The following is a 16,751-nucleotide window of genomic DNA, read 5'->3' as shown; positions in this document are numbered from 1 at the left end:
AATCAGACATGGAAAAAAGCGTATTACCTTTGCCGGACGAAACGGCAACCATAGCCTTGGGCGCGGCACTGGCCGCCGTCTGCCAACAATCCTGTGTGATTTATCTTTATGGTGATTTAGGCGCCGGCAAGACGACGTTTTGCCGCGGTTTTTTACGCGCCCTCGGCTACCAGGGCAATGTGAAAAGTCCGACCTATACCCTGGTGGAACCCTATGAATTGACGCCAAGGACGGTCTATCATTTTGATCTTTACCGCCTGGTGGATGCCGAAGAGCTTGAATTCATGGGCGTGCGCGATTATTTCGATCGGGACGCGGTGTGCCTGGTGGAGTGGCCGCAGCAGGGGCAGGGCATTTTGCCTGATGCCGATATCGCTCTAACGCTCGATTATACGCCGTCCGCCCGGCAGGCGACGTTCGAATCCCGATCCGATCGCGGCGCGGCCATTCTGGCGCAGCTGGCATCACGGCGGGAAATCAATACATGATGCTGAAGATCAGGATGGTTTTGGCAATCGTTGTATGTTGTCTGGTAGGGCAGGTCGGCGCGGCAAATTTAACCGATGTCAATGTGACCAACGGCGCGGAGCGGTCGACCGTGACGCTGGGTTTTGGCCAACAGCCGGTATACGCTTTTTTTTCCTTGCGCAACCCGGACCGGGTGGTGGTGGATATCCGCCAGAGCAATGCCGCCCAGGGCCTGCCGCTGGATTTTAACGGCCAGAATATTATCAGGCGCATTCGCAGCAGCCAGCCCACCGATGCCCAGAGCGTGCGCCTGGTGTTCGAACTGACGCGCAAATCCCGGGTGCAGGCCGCCGTCTCGCAGGATAACGGGCGCTACGCCGTGGTGTTCACCCTGACCGCGCCGGCTGAGCCGGCACGCGTCGTCCCTGCGCCCAACCGTCGCGTGACCCGCGCCGGTGCAGCGTCAGCGGGCGATGGGGCGCCGTCCGGCGGCGCGCTGGTCGCCGACCGAAACCCGGCGGCGGCTCCGGTCGCGCGCGGCCCGCGCCGGCAGGTGGCCCAAAACGATCGCGTGGTGGTGGCCATTGATGCCGGCCATGGGGGGCAGGACCCCGGCGCCATCGGGCCGAACGGCCTGAAAGAAAAAAATGTCACCATTTCCATCGCGCGCAAATTGAAAGCGCTGCTGGATGCGGACCCGATGTTCCGTCCGGCGCTGACCCGCGACGGCGATTATTTTATTTCGGTAATGGGCCGCTCCGACGTGGCGCGCAAACAGGGCGCCAACGTCTTGGTCTCCATCCACGCCGACGCCGCGCCTAACCGCAGCGCCTCCGGCGCGTCGGTCTGGGTATTGTCCAACCGGCGCGCCAATAGTGAAATGGGTAACTGGCTGGAACAGCATGAGAAGCAGTCCGAGCTGCTGGGCGGTGCCGGGGATCTGCTGGCCAATAGCGCCGCCGATCCGTATCTCAGCCAGGCGGTGCTGGATTTGCAGTTTGGCCATTCGCAGCGGGTGGGGTACGACGTCGCCACGCGGGTGCTGCGCCAACTGCGCACCGTGGGTTCGTTGCATAAAGCCCGGCCAGAACATGCAAGCCTGGGCGTATTGCGTTCGCCGGATATCCCGTCGCTGCTGGTGGAAACCGGCTTTATCAGTAATACCACCGAAGAGCGGCTGTTGGGCAGCGGCGATTACCAGGATAAAATCGCCAAGGCAATTTACCTGGGTTTGCGCGCCTACTTTTCGTCGCATCCGCAGCAAAATAGCCCGACGATGGAAAACCGGCCGCAGGGCGTCAGTTCGGCGGTGGATGCCGGCGCCAGCGGGACGCAGGCGGTGTCGCAGGTTACCGCCGGGGTGGTGCCTGCCTCGGGGCCGGTGACGCGCCATGTGGTCGCGCGTGGTGAAACGCTGTCCGGGATCGCCGCCCGTTACGGCGTAAGCATGGCCGCGCTGCGCGAACTGAATAAATTAAAACGCGACGTCGTCTGGGTCGGCCAGCGGCTGAAAATCCCGGCGGGTTCGGTGCCGCAGCAATCGCAGGCTGGCCATGTGCGCAAGCATAAAGTAAAGGCGGGGGATTCTTTGACCGGGATCGCCGCCCAATACGGGGTGCGAAGTGATACCCTAAAGCGGGTTAATAAGCTTAAATCCGATAACGTGATGTTGGGCCAAACGTTGATTATTCCACCCGCATAATACAGAGGACATACGCCGCCATGCCTATTCAGGTCCTGCCGCCACAGCTTGCCAACCAAATCGCCGCCGGCGAGGTCGTCGAGCGGCCAGCGTCCGTGGTCAAGGAACTGGTGGAAAACAGCCTGGATGCCGGGGCCACCCGCATCGATATCGATATTGAAAAGGCCGGCTCCAGGCTTATCCGTATCCGCGATAACGGCTGCGGCATCGGAAAAGACGAACTGGCCCTGGCGCTGGCCCGCCACGCCACCAGCAAGATCGTGACCCTTGACGATCTGGAGGCGATCGTAAGCCTCGGCTTTCGCGGCGAAGCGCTGGCCAGTATCAGTTCGGTTTCGCGTCTGACCCTCACCTCCCGCACCGAAGCGCAAAGCGAAGCCTGGCAGGCTTATGCGGAAGGGCGGGATATGACCGTCACCATAAAACCGGCTGCGCACCCTGTGGGGTCGACGGTGGAGGTGCTGGACCTGTTTTATAATACGCCGGCGCGGCGTAAGTTTATGCGCACCGAAAAAACCGAGTTTGCGCACATCGACGAGGTGGTGAAGCGCATTGCGCTGGCCCGGTTCGATGTGACTTTTACCCTGCAGCACAACGGTAAACCCGTGCGCCAGTACCGCGCGGTCAGCGAGGAATCCCAGCATCTGCGGCGTTTGGGCGGCTTATGCGGCCCGGCGTTTGTGCAGCGGGCGCTGGCGGTCTCGTGGAATCATGGCGATCTCACCATTCGCGGCTGGGTGGCGGACCCCCGCGCCGGCGGAGAGCTGCCGGAAATGCAGTACTGTTATGTCAACCAGCGCATGATGCGCGATAAGCTGATTAATCACGCCATCCGCCAGGCTTACCAGGAACAATTGACCCAGGGCCAGCAGCCGGCGTTTGTGCTGTATCTTGACGTCGACCCCCACCAGGTTGACGTGAATGTGCACCCGGCCAAACACGAAGTGCGTTTCCACCAGGCGCGTTTGGTGCATGATTTTATTTATCAGGCGATTATCTCGGTGCTGCAACAAAGCGCCGACCCGGTGCTGCCGCTGGCCGATGAACCGGCCCCTGCGGTTCATTGGTCGCCGGAAAACCGTGCGGCGTCAGGGAAAAATTATTTCTCCGGCGCCGTGTCGCCCCCGCCTTCCGCGGCATTACCGGCCCAGGCCCCCGCGCCGATGTTTCCCGCCGGCGGGCGCGTTGCGTCCGCAGCAGGCGGCGAAATCCAGCGCGCCAAGGCGCGCGAGCCGGCGGCGCTTTATCCGCCGGGGAGCGGCTATCAAAAAAAGGAGGGCGAATTATATCGCCGCCTGGTTCAACCCGGCGCGCCGGCCGGCGCATCGCAACGAGTCGCCGCCGCCCGCCCGGCGGCGCCCGTGCAGGGGCAGTCCGACGATGCGCAGAGCTTTGGCCGGGTATTAACCATTTATCCCCCCTGTTATGCGCTGGTGGAGTTTCGCCAGCGGCTGGCGCTGATATCATTGCCGGTGGCGGAGCGCTGCCTCAAACGCCGGCAGCTGACGCCGGACGGCGAGGCCCTGCGGGCGCAGCCGCTGCTTATCCCGCTGCGGATGGTATTAAAAGAGCCGGAGGCGCAGGCTTACCGCCGGCATGAAGCAATATTGAGCGAAATGGGCATTCAACTGCAAGTGAGCCAACACCAGGCCACGATAAATGGCGTACCTTTACCATTACGCCAACAAAATTTACAAAACTTGATTCCCGACCTGTTAGGCTATCTGTCGGGAATTGAAGATGTTACCTCTGCCAGCGTCGCTGACTGGATTGCCCGCCGGTTAAACACGGAGCAGCGGGACTGGAGCCTTTCCCAGGCAATACAATTACTCGCCGAGGTAGAGCGGCTCTGTCCGCAGTGGGTGAAAAATCCTCCCGGGGAGCTATTGGTACTGCTTGATCTTGAGGCCGCCATCGAGGCCCTGAAACATGACTGAAATCCAGCAAAGACCCGATCGTCCGCCGGCCCTTTTTGTGATGGGGCCCACCGCCTCCGGTAAAACCGCGTTGGCCATGGCGTTGCGCCGGTATTTGCCGGTGGAGATCGTAAGCGTCGACTCGGCGCTGGTTTATCGTGGCATGGATATAGGCACCGCCAAACCGGCACCGGACGAACTGGCGCTGGCGCCGCATCGGCTGATTGATATCAAGGACCCGGCACAAGCCTATTCGGCAGCGGATTTTAGCCGAGATGCGCTGGCGGCGATGGCAGAAATCACCGCATCCGGGCGTATGCCGTTACTGGTAGGCGGTACGATGCTCTATTTCAAGGCGTTGCTGGAGGGATTATCCCCCTTGCCCCCGGCAAATCCTGAAGTACGTGAGCGTATCGCGCAGGAAGCGGGTATCTCTGGATGGGAGGCGATGCACCGGCGATTGCAAATAATAGATCCGGTAGCGGCGGCACGTATTCATCCTAATGATCCCCAGAGACTGTCCAGAGCACTGGAAGTTTTTTTCGTTTCAGGTAAAACTCTTACGGAACTGACAAAAACGGCTGGCGAAGTCTTACCTTACCGGGTTCATCAGTTTGCGATTGCGCCACCCAGCCGCGAATTGCTGCACCAGCGTATCGAACACCGTTTTCACCAGATGCTGGCGGCCGGTTTCGAAGAGGAAGCCAGGGCGCTTTTCCAGCGGGGGGATTTACACAAGGATCTCCCGTCCATCCGTTGTGTTGGATATCGCCAGATGTGGTCCTATTTGTCCGGCGAAATCGATTACGATGAAATGGTTTTCCGCGGGATTTGCGCTACCCGCCAGTTGGCCAAGCGGCAGATGACATGGTTGCGGGGTTGGCCATCGGTGCATTGGCTTGATAGTGAAGAGCCTCGCGCAGCCTTAGATAAGGTATTACAGGTTGTTAGTGCATAGGCCGGGTGATTGTGTACAATTGAAAAGTACTGAACGCATTTTTTTTTTACATCGTTAATTTTAGAACCACATGGTTCTTGTTACAAACTACAAGCACATAAGGAAAAGATAGAATGGCTAAGGGGCAATCTTTGCAAGATCCGTTCTTGAACGCATTGCGTCGGGAAAGGGTTCCGGTTTCTATTTATTTGGTGAATGGTATCAAATTACAGGGCCAGATTGAGTCATTTGACCAGTTTGTCATTTTGTTGAAGAACACGGTTAGTCAGATGGTTTATAAGCATGCCATTTCTACTGTAGTACCATCGCGCGCGGTGTCGCATCACAACAACAATCCGGCCAGTGGTGCAAGCAGCAGCAATTACCATCATGGAACCAATCCTGCGGCGCCTCAGCAGCCCCAGGAAAGCGATGACGTCGAATAAGGCGTATCCTACTTGACCATATCGCGGCGCTTTAGCGTGTTGCTGGCGCTAAAGCCCCGTTACAACTGCGGTTTATCCGTTTGAGAGGTTGTACGCTTGTTTGACCGTTACGATACCGGTGAGCAGGCCATACTGGTTCATATTTTTTTCTCGCAAGACAAAGACATGGAAGATCTGCAGGAGTTTGAATCGCTGGTATCTTCCGCCGGGGTGGACGCTTTGCACGTCATTACCGGGAGCCGCAAGGCACCTCATCCCAAATTTTATGTCGGCGAGGGAAAAGCTGAAGAGATCGCGGAGGCGGTTAAAACCAGTGGTGCGTCTGTCGTACTATTTGATCACGCATTGTCTCCGGCTCAGGAGCGAAACCTTGAGAGCCTGTGTCAATGTCGCGTCCTTGATCGAACCGGGCTGATTTTGGATATCTTCGCGCAGCGCGCACGTACCCATGAGGGTAAGTTACAGGTGGAGCTGGCCCAGTTGCGCCATCTCGCTACGCGGCTGGTGCGGGGATGGACCCACCTTGAACGGCAAAAAGGCGGCATAGGGTTGCGCGGGCCGGGTGAAACCCAGCTCGAAACCGACCGCCGGTTATTACGCAATCGCATTACCCTGATCCTTTCGCGTCTGGAACGGGTGGAAAAACAGCGCGAGCAGGGGCGCCGCGCCCGCAATCGCGCGGATGTGCCCACGGTGTCGCTGGTGGGCTACACCAACGCCGGCAAATCCACGCTGTTTAACCGCCTGACCGAGGCGGGGGTCTATGTCGCCGATCAGCTCTTCGCCACGCTTGATCCTACCCTCAGGCGTATCGAGGTCGCGGACGTCGGCGATACGGTGCTGGCCGATACGGTGGGATTTATCCGCCATTTGCCCCATGACCTGGTCGCCGCTTTTAAAGCGACGCTGCAAGAGACGCGCGAAGCGACGCTATTGATGCATATCGTTGATGCGTCGGATAACCGCAGCCAGGAAAACATCGCCGCGGTGGATACGGTACTGGCGGAAATCGAAGCGGATGAAATTCCGGTTTTATTAGTCATGAATAAAATCGATGTGCTGGATGATTTTGTGGCGCGAATCGATCGCGACGAGGAAAATTTACCGGTGCGGGTATGGCTGTCCGCCCAGACCGGTGAAGGAATTCCGTTGCTTTTTCAGGCGTTGACCGAGCGTCTGTCGGGCGAGATTGCTCAGCATGAGTTGCGCTTGCCCCCGCAGGCCGGACGTTTACGCAGCCGGTTTTACCAGCTTCAGGCAATTGAAAAAGAATGGATAGAAGACGACGGCAGCGTGGGACTGATCGTCAGGTTGCCCATCATCGACTGGCGCCGTCTTTGCAAGCAAGAAAATGAGTTGGCGGACTATCTTGTCTGACCGTCCTTTGGGAATTAAAGCCTGAAGAATACTAATTAAGTAAAATGGAGCTAAAACATGGCGTGGAATCAGCCCGGTAATAACGGACATGACCGCGACCCGTGGGGAAGCAGCAATAATAATAGCGGCAACTCTGGCGGAAATAATAATAAAGGCGGACGTGAACAAGGACCTCCCGATTTGGACGATATCTTCCGGAAACTCGGCAAGAAGCTGGGCGGGTTCGGCGGCGGCAATAAAAACCCGGATACTGCCGGCGGCGCCAAAGGCCCCACCCGCAGTGGCCGTTACGTCGGCCTTGCCGCGGTTGCGGTAGTGGTCATTTGGGCCGGCAGCGGTTTTTATACCATCAAGGAAGCCGAACGCGGCGTGGTGACCCGCTTTGGTAAGTTCGACCGTCTGGTGCAGCCGGGCCTGAACTGGAAACCCACCTTTGTCGATCACGTCATTCCCGTCAACGTCGAGTCGGTGCGCGAACTTGCGGCCGCCGGCGTGATGCTGACCGCCGACGAAAACGTGGTGCGGGTCGAAATGAACGTACAGTACCGGGTCACCGATCCCGAACGCTACCTGTTTAGCGTGACCAACGCGGACGACAGCCTGCGTCAGGCCACCGACAGCGCGCTGCGCGGCGTCATCGGCAAGTACACCATGGATAAAATCCTCACCGAAGGCCGTACCGTGGTCAGAAGCGATACGCAAAGGGTGCTGGAAGAAACCATCCGGCCTTACGACATGGGCATCACCCTGCTGGACGTGAACTTCCAGGCCGCCCGGCCGCCGGAAGAAGTAAAGGCCGCGTTTGACGATGCCATCGCCGCCCGTGAAAACGAGCAGCAATATATTCGCGAAGCCGAAGCCTATGCCAATGAAGTCCAGCCGCGGGCCAACGGCCAGGCGCAGCGTATTCTGGAGGAAGGCCGCGCCTACCGAACCCGCACCGTGCTGGAAGCCCAGGGTGAAGTGCAGCGTTTCGCCAAACTGCTGCCGGAATATAAAGCCGCGCCGGAAATTACCCGCGAACGTCTTTATATCGACTCGATGGAGCGTTTATTGAGCCATACCCGTAAAATCCTGGTCAACGACAAGAGCGGCAACAACCTGATGGTCTTGCCGTTGGATCAATTGTTGCGCAATCCGCCCGCGGCCGATACCGCCCGCAAGGATACCAGCGCCAATTCCCTGCTGCGCTTGCCCGCTGCGCCCAATGTTCCCCCGTCCACGGCGGAATCAAGCTCATCCGAGGCCGGCAGTTCCGGCTCCGTCATGGACCAGCGCCGAGCGAATGCCCAGCGTGACAGTACCACTCGCGTAGGGAGAGACTAATCATGCGTAAGCCTTTAATCCTTATAGTTGTCGTGGTGCTGGTGGTGCTGTATGCGTCACTGTTCGTGGTGCAGGAAGGCCAGCGCGGCATCGTCCTGCGCTTTGGCAAAGTATTGCGCGACAGCGAAAACAAACCGGAAATTTTCTCGCCCGGCCTGCACTTCAAGATTCCGTTTATCGAGACGGTAAAATCGCTGGATGCGCGCATCCAAACCATGGAAAACCAGGCTGACCGCTTTGTGACCATGGAGAAAAAAGATCTGATCGTCGATTCTTATATCAAATGGCGTATCAGCGACTTCAGCCGGTACTATCTGGCCACGGGCGGCGGCGATGTCTCCCAGGCCGAAGTGCTGCTGAAACGTAAATTCAGCGACCGTTTGCGTTCCGAGCTGGGCCGCCTGGACGTCAGGGGAATCGTCACCGATTCGCGCAACCGCCTGATGACCGACGTGCGCGAAGCGCTTAACAGCGGCACCGCCGGCGACGGCGATGTGGAAATCACCGCGGCGGATAATGCCATTGCGTCGGCCGCTGCGCGGGTAGAACGTGAAACCAAAGGCGCACAGCCGGCGGTGAACCCGAACAGCATGGCGGCGTTGGGTATCGAAGTGGTGGACGTGCGCATCAAGCAAATCAGCCTGCCGGCCGAAGTCTCCGATGCCATTTTCCAGCGGATGCGGGCCGAACGTGAAGCGGTAGCGCGTCGTCACCGTTCACAAGGCCAGGAAGAGGCGGAAAAACTGCGCGCGACGGCGGACTACGAGGTCACCCGTACGCTGGCCGAGGCGGAGCGTACGTCTCTGATCGTGCGCGGTGAAGCCGATGCCGAAACCGCCAGGCTGTTCGCCGACGCGTTTAGCCAGGATCCGGCGTTCTTCGCTTTTATCCGCAGCCTGCGCGCCTATGAAAACAGCTTTAGCAGCAACAACGACATCATGGTTCTCAGTCCGGACAGCGATTTCTTCCGCTTTATGAAATCGCCGGCAGCAGCCATTCCGGCCGCGCGTCCCTGATTAGTTTTGCATCTGTTCGCCAAAGGCCCGTTTACGCGGGCCTTTTTTTTCAGAGGTCATGATGAATCCTACTATCTGGATGGCCCTCGGGCTGGTTTTGGTGCTTGAAGGCCTGGGTCCCATGCTATTTCCTACCGTCTGGCGCAAAATGATCGGCACCATGGCGCTGCTGCCCGATAAGTTATTGCGGCGTTTCGGCGGCGGTTTAGTGGTGGCCGGCGGTGTAATCTACTATATGTTGCGCAGCAGAATGGGAGGATGATCGCACAGATAAAAAACAGTCGCGGCTGGGGTTAAAAATTACTGAAAGCAGCGGACTGAGATGTTAGAATCCTTTTTTAAGCAACCTGGTGAATTGAGAGATGGGTAAGAACGTTGTCGTACTGGGCACCCAATGGGGTGACGAAGGTAAAGGCAAGGTCGTGGACCTGCTGACCGAACGGGCCAAATATGTAGTCCGCTATCAAGGCGGGCACAACGCCGGTCATACTTTAGTTATCAACGGTGAAAAAACCGTACTTCATTTGATCCCCTCTGGTATTTTGCGTAAAAACGTAACCAGCATTATCGCCAACGGTGTGGTGTTAGCACCGGATGCGCTAATGAAAGAAATGGGCGAACTCGAAGCACGCGGCATTCCGGTACGCGAACGTTTATTGATTTCCGAAGCTTGCCCCCTGATCCTCTCCTATCACGTTGCCCTGGATATGGCGCGTGAAAAGGCCCGTGGCGACAAAGCCATCGGCACCACCGGGCGTGGTATCGGCCCCGCGTATGAAGACAAAGTCGCGCGTCGCGGCCTGCGCGTCGGCGATCTCTTTAATAAAGAAACCTTCGCCGTTAAACTCAAAGAAATCGTCGACTATCATAATTTCCAGTTGGTGAATTATTATAAAGTCGAAGCGGTCGATTATCAGACGATCCTTGACGATGTGCTGGCTATTGCCGATGTCATCACCGGCATGGTGGTGGATGTGTCCGAGCTGCTGGATACCGCCCGTAAAAACGGCGAGTTCATCATGTTCGAAGGCGCGCAGGGCACCTTGCTTGATATAGACCACGGCACTTATCCCTATGTAACCTCTTCCAACACCACCGCGGGCGGCGTTGCCACCGGTTCCGGTATCGGGCCGCGTTATGTAGATTATGTCCTGGGCATCGTTAAAGCCTATTCCACCCGGGTCGGCGCCGGTCCGTTCCCTACCGAGCTGTTTGATGACGTAGGCGAGTACCTGTCCATCAAGGGCAACGAATTTGGCGCCACCACCGGCCGCCGCCGCCGTACCGGCTGGCTGGATGCGGTTGCGGTCCGTCGCGCCGTGCAAATCAACTCCCTTTCCGGTTTCTGCATGACCAAGCTGGACGTGCTGGACGGTCTGAAGGAAGTCAAAATTTGCATCGCCTATCGCATGCCCGACGGCCGTGAAGTCAAAACCACGCCTTTGGCCGCCGAAGGCTGGGAAGGCATCGTCCCCGTGTACGAAACCCTGCCGGGCTGGAGCGAATCCACGTTCGGCGTGAAGGCGTTCGACAAGCTTCCCGATGCCGCGCAGCGTTATATCCACCGCGTTGAGGAAGTCACCAGCGTACCGGTCGACATCATCTCTACCGGCCCGGATCGTACTGAAACCATGATTTTACGTGACCCTTTTGACGCATAACGGCCGCAAAGCCGTAAAACGCTAAAAATGTAACAAACCGGGCAATGCCCGGTTTGTCTTTTATTTTCAAAGAGTTATCCTTTCTGAACCCCCAGTCTCCTTACCAGCCGACGACAAGTTTTATAGCCTGTTTGGTTCCTAAAGGTTACTCTTATTACATCTGTTTTCCTGTAATCCGCTGCTTTGCCATCATATCCACATGTTATGAGTGCAGATGCGCGGTCAACAGGGCTTACACCCTGATCAATGAATGCTGGTCTAATGTAGTGCGAATATAAAGCGGAGCGTTGTCACATTACCCTGCCTGCCGTTGGGAACAGCTGTTGCAGCAGGGCCTTTGACATTTTTCCCCTATCATCGATAACCCATAATGGTGAGATTTTAGGGCGGGGAATCCGCCGCGCTACACATTATTGCTTGTTGAATGACATCGGCACAGCAACCCGTTTTAGGCAATGGAGGTAGCGCATGTCACAAGATCCCTTTCTCGAACGAGAGGCCGAGAAATACGAATTTCCCATCCCCAGCCGGGAGTTTATTCTGGCTCACCTGGCTAAACGGGAAACCCCGGTCAGCCGCGAAGAGCTGGCGCAGGATTTAGATATTACCGGTGAAGACCAGGTCGAAGGCCTGCGTCGCCGGCTACGCGCCATGGAGCGCGACGGCCAGTTGATTTTCACCCGCAGGCAGTGTTACGCCTTGCCGGAACGTTTGGATTTGCTGCGCGGCACGGTGATTGGCCACCGCGACGGCTTTGGTTTTTTACGGGTTGAAGGCAGCAAGGACGATTTTTACCTCTCCGCCGAACAAATGAAAATGGCCATCCACGGCGATGTGGTGATGGCGCAGCCTATGGGCGCGGATCGTAAAGGCCGGCGCGAAGCGCGAATTGTTCGGGTACTGGTTCCTAAAATCAGTCAGATTGTCGGTCGTTACTTTACCGATGCCGGCAGTGCTTTTGTGGTGCCGGACGACAGTCGGCTCAGTTTCGATATCCTTATTCCGCCGGAAGCCACCAGCGGCGCCCGCATGGGGTTCGTGGTGGTAGTGGAACTGACCCAACGTCCGACGCGCCGCACCAAAGCCATCGGTAAAGTGGTGGAAGTGCTGGGTGATAATATGGGTACCAGCATGGCGGTGGATATTGCCGTACGCACCCACGACATCCCTTATACCTGGCCGCCGGAAGTGGAAAGCCAGGTGGCGAGCCTGAAAGAGGAAGTGCCCGAAGCGGCAAAACGCGGCCGGGTGGATCTCAAAAGCCTGCCGCTGGTGACCATCGACGGCGAAGACGCGCGCGATTTCGATGATGCCGTATGCTGCGAGAAGAAACGCGGCGGCGGCTGGCGCCTGTGGGTGGCCATTGCCGACGTCAGTTATTATGTACGTCCCAATACGCCGCTGGATAACGAGGCCCGCAGCCGCGGAACGTCGGTTTATTTCCCGTCGCAGGTTATCCCGATGCTGCCGGAGGTGCTCTCCAACGGCCTGTGTTCGCTTAATCCGCAGGTTGACCGGCTGTGCATGGTTTGCGAAATGACCATTTCGGCGCAGGGACGGCTCTCTTCGTATAAATTCTACGAAGCGGTCATGAATTCCCATGCCCGTCTCACCTATAACAAGGTGTGGCAGATATTGCAGGGCGATCGCGACCTGCGCGAGCAATACCATCCGCTGGTCAAGGGGCTGCAAACGCTGCATGAAATGTATCAAACCCTTGAGCAGGCCAGGGTTCAGCGCGGCGGCATTTCCTTTGAGACCGACGAAGCCAAGTTCATTTTCAACGCAGAACGCCGCATCGACCGTATTGAACCGGTGAAACGCAACGACGCGCATAAATTGATTGAAGAGTGCATGATCCTGGCCAATATCGCCGCGGCGCGGTTCGTGGAGAAAAACAACGAACCGGCGCTGTACCGGGTGCACGATCGTCCGAGCAACGATCACATCACCGCCCTGCGCACCGTGCTGGGCGAATTGGGCCTGACCCTGGGCGGCGGGATCAAACCCGAGCCGAAGGATTATGCCGATATGATGACCATCGTCTCGGCCCGGCCGGATCACGAGATGCTGCAAACCATGCTGTTGCGCTCGATGAAACAGGCCATCTATGACCCGGAAAACCGCGGCCATTTTGGTTTGGCCTTACAGGCTTATGCGCATTTCACCTCGCCGATACGCCGTTATCCGGATTTGTCGCTGCATCGGGCCATCAAGTATCTGCTGGCCAAGCAGGAAGGGGAGGCCACCGGCCGTTCCACCCCTACCGGCGGCTGGCACGCCGAAATGGCGGAAATGCTGCAATTGGGCCAGCAAAGCTCCATGAGCGAGCGCCGGGCCGATGAAGCGACCCGCGATGTCGCGGATTGGTTGAAATGCGACTTCATGCAGGATCACGTCGGCGAAGTCTTTAGCGGCATCATCGCCAGCGTTACCGGCTTTGGCTTTTTTGTCCGCCTCAACGATCTGTTTATCGATGGGCTGGTCCATGTTTCGACCCTGGATAATGACTACTACCGTTATGACAATATCGGCCAGCGCCTGATTGGCGAATCGGGCGGGCGCGTCTATCGTTTGGGCGACGTGGTGGAAATCAAAGTCGAAGCGGTGCATATGGACGAGCGTAAAATCGACTTTTCCCTGGTGTCCAGCCGCCGCCAGCCGCGCGGCGCGGGCAAGACCGAACGGGGACGGACTCAGCAGGCGGCCCGCGGCGCGGGCGCTAATGCCGGCGGCGCCAATGGCGACGGAAAACCCCGGCGCCGGCGCTCGGGCAAAAAACCGGCTAATTTTGAACCGGACAGCGCGTTTCGCCAGCAAGACGGCCAGGGTGCCGGCGCCAAAAAAGCGCCGGCCAAGGCCGGAGCCAGGACAACCGATGCGGCTGCCGGCGCCGATAATGCCCCGAAAAAAGCCGCGACCGGCAAACCCCGGCGCAGCAGAAAAAAAACCGGTACGGAAAGTAAACCGGGCCAATAGCGGCCGGGATAGAGTAGCGCCGGAGATCATCCGCGACCGATAACCTATGGGCCAGCGTGGCCCATATAGCGATAAAAGATAAACATGAGCGAAATCATTTACGGCATCCATGCCGTCAAAGCATTACTGGACCGCGATCCGCAGCGTATTCTAGAGGTTTATATTGCCAAAGGCCGCGACGATCGGCGTTTGCATGACGTGGTGGTCGAGCTGGAAGCCGCCGGCATCGTTATCCAGGTGGCGAACCGCCAATGGCTGGATGAGACCTCGGAAGGGGCGGTTCACCAGGGCATAGTGGCGCGGATACAAGAGGGACGCCAACTGCAGGAGAACGACCTGGCGGCCTTGCTGGAACAGCATGCCGCGCCTTTCCTGCTGGTGCTCGACGGGGTCACCGATCCCCACAACCTCGGGGCTTGCCTGCGCAGCGCCGACGCGGCGGGCGTCCACGCGGTTATCGTGCCGCGCGATCGTTCGGCGCAGTTGACCCCTATCGCAAAGAAAGTCGCCAGCGGCGCAGCGGAAACCGTACCGCTAATCCGGGTCACCAATTTGGCCCGCACCCTGCGGTTGTTGCAAGAACATAATGTCTGGATCGTCGGCACCGCCGGCGAAGCGGATCATCACCTCTACCAGAGCAAGCTGACCGGCCCGCTGGCGCTGGTAATGGGCGCCGAAGGCGAAGGCATGCGCCGTCTGACCCGCGAACATTGCGACGAGCTGATCAGCATCCCGATGGCGGGCTCCGTGTCGTCGCTGAATGTCTCAGTAGCGGCGGGCGTATGCCTGTTCGAGGCGGTACGCCAGCGGCAGCCGGCCTGACTTAGTTAGTCCCGGCGCGGCGATTCCACCGGCGTGGAATCGCCGCCTCAACGATATAAAACCGCCTCTGCTCGCCACACTCCCGGCATAATGGTTTCAGCCAACATAATAATCTGGTAATACTTAGCCTGGCGGGCATTCGCCTGGTCGATAATCGCCCGTTCGGCGTCCATCGGGCTGCCGCGCTCATTTACGCTAACCCGGCCGAGTTGGGTCAAGGAGCCGGTCTGGTTGCGGCTGATTTCCTGGGCCCGGTCGGTGGGCGGCGGCGGAGCGGCAGGGGTGCCGGCCAGCGTGCTGCAACCGGCCAGCAGCACGCTGGCGATAAACATGAACACGATACGTAATTTCATAGGCTTAGAGTTCCACGAGTGACTAATAAAAGTATACATCAGCGCTTCAACACCGAGCGGTAAAGGGCAAAGGACTTTTATCTGGGGGTAAAATGGTCGAAATGCATCAGGAGTGTATCGACGGTATCGACGTTATACATGCGGTACCCGCGGGGAAACACCGCCAGCCGTTACCGACGATTTTCTTTTATCATGGATACACCTCGTCAAAAGAGGTGTACAGCTATTTTGGCTATGCCCTGGCGAAAGCCGGTTTTCGCGTTATCTTACCGGATGCGGCGATGCACGGCGCCCGCTTTGACGGCGATGAGCACCGCCGCCTGGGTCACTTCTGGGACATCCTGCGCAGCAATATCGACGAACTGCCCGGCTTGAAAGATCATTACCTGCGCCAGGGGGCGATCGAGGGCGATCGCCTGGGAGTTTGCGGCGCTTCCCTGGGCGGCATGACGGCGCTGGGCGCCATGGCCCGCTATGACTGGCTGCGCGCGGTGGCGGATTTTATGGGGGCCGGCGATTATACGTCGCTGGCGAAGACCCTGTTCCCGCCGGTGGCGCTGACTTCATCCGTGCGGCAAAAGGAATTTGAGCGCCGCACGGCGTCCCTGGCGGATTATGAGGTGTATCACCAGCTCGATAAACTCGCCAATCGCCCGCTGCTCATCTGGCACGGGGAAGCCGACCCATTGGTACCGGCGGGCGAGAGCACGCGCCTGTACCGGGCGCTGGACGCGCGTGAGGGGGGACATCAGGCCACCTTGCTGACCGAGCCGGGCATCGGGCATAAAATCACGGTATCGGCGCTGGCCGCCGGCGTGGCGTTTTTTCAGCAACATCTTTAATCATTGCGGCCTGGGATTCCGCCAAGCCACGCTTCGATAAGCTCCCGGATGGCGGCCGGGCAAGGGGATGCGGGGTCAGGTAGAAATAAAAAAGCCCCACAAGGGGGCTGAAAACAAGGCGACTACTTTTTTCTTGGTTGTTCCCTGGTGTTGGAGATACGGAGAATTATTTTGAGTCAACGGCTTGGCCGACGCCGACCCTGATTAGATAATAAACAGTATATGCCAGCGGGCGGGAGCGGGAAATAACACTTTATTGATTGTGTTAATCAGTTTTTTTGAACAAAAAGCATGCATTTTGAATAGTTTTTTTGCTAATTAATAGATATTCGATGTTCCCTTACCTTACCGCCGGTTTTCCCCAGTATCAACCCTTGTATTCCTCGCCCCATAAATGTAAGATTGCGCGTCATTTTTCAGCCGCACAATTATCACGTTCCTTGCTTCCATGGGCCGCGGTTGACCCTGACAGGAGGCTGAATAATCCGTAAGGAGCAATTCTGTATGCGTCATTACGAAATCGTTTTTATGGTTCATCCTGACCAAAGCGAACAGGTTGCCGGCATGATTGAGCGCTACACGGGTGTTATCACCAATGCGCAGGGCATCATTCATCGTCTGGAAGACTGGGGCCGCCGTCAACTGGCTTATCCGATCAATAAACTGCACAAAGCCCACTATGTCCTGTTGAACGTAGAAGCCTCGCAGGAAGTGATCGACGAGCTGGAAACAAACTTCCGCTTCAACGACGCCGTTATCCGCAGCATGATCATGCGCGTTAAGCATGCGGTCACCGAAGCTTCCCCGATGGTTAAAGCGAAAGATGAACGCCGCGATCGTCGTGAAGACTTCGCCACCGAAGCCAACGATGACAATGATGCTGGGGATTCTGAAGAGTAATCGCTG

At 57.8% G+C, this 16,751-nt stretch carries 14 protein-coding genes and 1 pseudogene; 14 read left to right on the top strand and 1 reads right to left on the bottom strand.

Annotation, left to right across the window (positions count from 1 at the left end; all coding sequences use genetic code 11):
• Positions 1-8 precede the first annotated feature (8 nt).
• The 12 genes and pseudogenes from tsaE to rlmB all read left to right on the top strand — a co-directional run bounded on the left by tsaE (position 9) and on the right by rlmB (position 14,650).
• Positions 9-488 (top strand): tRNA (adenosine(37)-N6)-threonylcarbamoyltransferase complex ATPase subunit type 1 TsaE, encoded by a 480-nt coding sequence (tsaE, locus tag ACL2XP_RS22455; RefSeq protein WP_413735460.1) that lies wholly within the window; start codon positions 9-11, stop codon positions 486-488.
• The gene (amiB, locus tag ACL2XP_RS22450) at positions 485-2,170 is read left to right on the top strand and encodes an N-acetylmuramoyl-L-alanine amidase AmiB (RefSeq protein WP_413735459.1); all 1,686 of its coding nucleotides are present in this window, start codon (positions 485-487) and stop codon (positions 2,168-2,170) included. Before tsaE ends, amiB begins: the two co-directional genes overlap by 4 nt.
• 20 nt (positions 2,171-2,190) lie before the next feature.
• Entirely contained in the window at positions 2,191-4,107 is a 1,917-nt protein-coding gene (mutL, locus tag ACL2XP_RS22445; RefSeq protein ID WP_413735458.1) for a DNA mismatch repair endonuclease MutL, read from the top strand.
• A complete protein-coding gene (gene miaA / locus ACL2XP_RS22440; RefSeq protein ID WP_413735457.1) occupies positions 4,100-5,044 on the top strand; it encodes a tRNA (adenosine(37)-N6)-dimethylallyltransferase MiaA in 945 nt (314 codons plus the stop codon). The genes mutL and miaA overlap by 8 nt, the downstream gene beginning before the upstream one ends.
• Positions 5,045-5,157: 113 nt before the next feature.
• Positions 5,158-5,469, top strand: coding sequence for an RNA chaperone Hfq (hfq, locus tag ACL2XP_RS22435; protein WP_413735456.1), 312 nt, complete (start codon positions 5,158-5,160; stop codon positions 5,467-5,469).
• 96 nt (positions 5,470-5,565) lie between these two features.
• Positions 5,566-6,846, top strand: a complete 1,281-nt coding sequence (gene hflX / locus ACL2XP_RS22430; RefSeq protein WP_413735455.1) for a ribosome rescue GTPase HflX — start codon at positions 5,566-5,568, stop codon at positions 6,844-6,846.
• Positions 6,847-6,903: 57 nt separating this feature from the next.
• Positions 6,904-8,172, top strand: coding sequence for an FtsH protease activity modulator HflK (gene hflK / locus ACL2XP_RS22425; RefSeq protein WP_413735453.1), 1,269 nt, complete (start codon positions 6,904-6,906; stop codon positions 8,170-8,172).
• Between the two features lie 2 nt (positions 8,173-8,174).
• Positions 8,175-9,188 (top strand): protease modulator HflC, encoded by a 1,014-nt coding sequence (hflC, locus tag ACL2XP_RS22420; RefSeq protein WP_413735452.1) that lies wholly within the window; start codon positions 8,175-8,177, stop codon positions 9,186-9,188.
• Positions 9,189-9,249: 61 nt separating this feature from the next.
• Complete coding sequence (locus tag ACL2XP_RS22415) at positions 9,250-9,450, top strand: DUF2065 family protein (protein WP_323480340.1); 201 nt, start codon at positions 9,250-9,252, stop codon at positions 9,448-9,450.
• A gap of 100 nt (positions 9,451-9,550) precedes the next feature.
• A complete protein-coding gene (locus ACL2XP_RS22410; RefSeq protein ID WP_413735450.1) occupies positions 9,551-10,849 on the top strand; it encodes an adenylosuccinate synthase in 1,299 nt (432 codons plus the stop codon).
• A 468-nt stretch (positions 10,850-11,317) separates the two neighbouring features.
• Positions 11,318-13,744 (top strand): annotated as a pseudogene (rnr, locus tag ACL2XP_RS22405) (ribonuclease R); the annotation flags it as partial.
• A gap of 168 nt (positions 13,745-13,912) precedes the next feature.
• Positions 13,913-14,650, top strand: a complete 738-nt coding sequence (gene rlmB / locus ACL2XP_RS22400) for a 23S rRNA (guanosine(2251)-2'-O)-methyltransferase RlmB (protein WP_413735449.1) — start codon at positions 13,913-13,915, stop codon at positions 14,648-14,650.
• 47 nt (positions 14,651-14,697) lie between these two features.
• On the opposite strand, the gene bsmA is transcribed toward rlmB, so the two are convergent.
• Positions 14,698-15,003 (bottom strand): biofilm peroxide resistance protein BsmA, encoded by a 306-nt coding sequence (gene bsmA / locus ACL2XP_RS22395; RefSeq protein ID WP_413735447.1) that lies wholly within the window; start codon positions 15,001-15,003, stop codon positions 14,698-14,700.
• Between the two features lie 92 nt (positions 15,004-15,095).
• Here bsmA and yjfP point away from each other — a divergent pair, with 92 nt between their 5' ends.
• A complete protein-coding gene (gene yjfP, locus ACL2XP_RS22390) occupies positions 15,096-15,845 on the top strand; it encodes an esterase (RefSeq protein ID WP_413735446.1) in 750 nt (249 codons plus the stop codon).
• A 504-nt stretch (positions 15,846-16,349) separates the two neighbouring features.
• Entirely contained in the window at positions 16,350-16,745 is a 396-nt protein-coding gene (rpsF, locus tag ACL2XP_RS22385) for a 30S ribosomal protein S6 (protein WP_413735444.1), read from the top strand.
• The last annotated feature ends 6 nt before the right edge of the window (positions 16,746-16,751 follow it).

This window comes from Sodalis sp. RH21 (assembly GCF_047324175.1).
Classification (GTDB): Bacteria; Pseudomonadota; Gammaproteobacteria; order Enterobacterales; family Enterobacteriaceae; genus Acerihabitans.
This window is presented reverse-complemented; position numbering and strand designations above follow the sequence as displayed.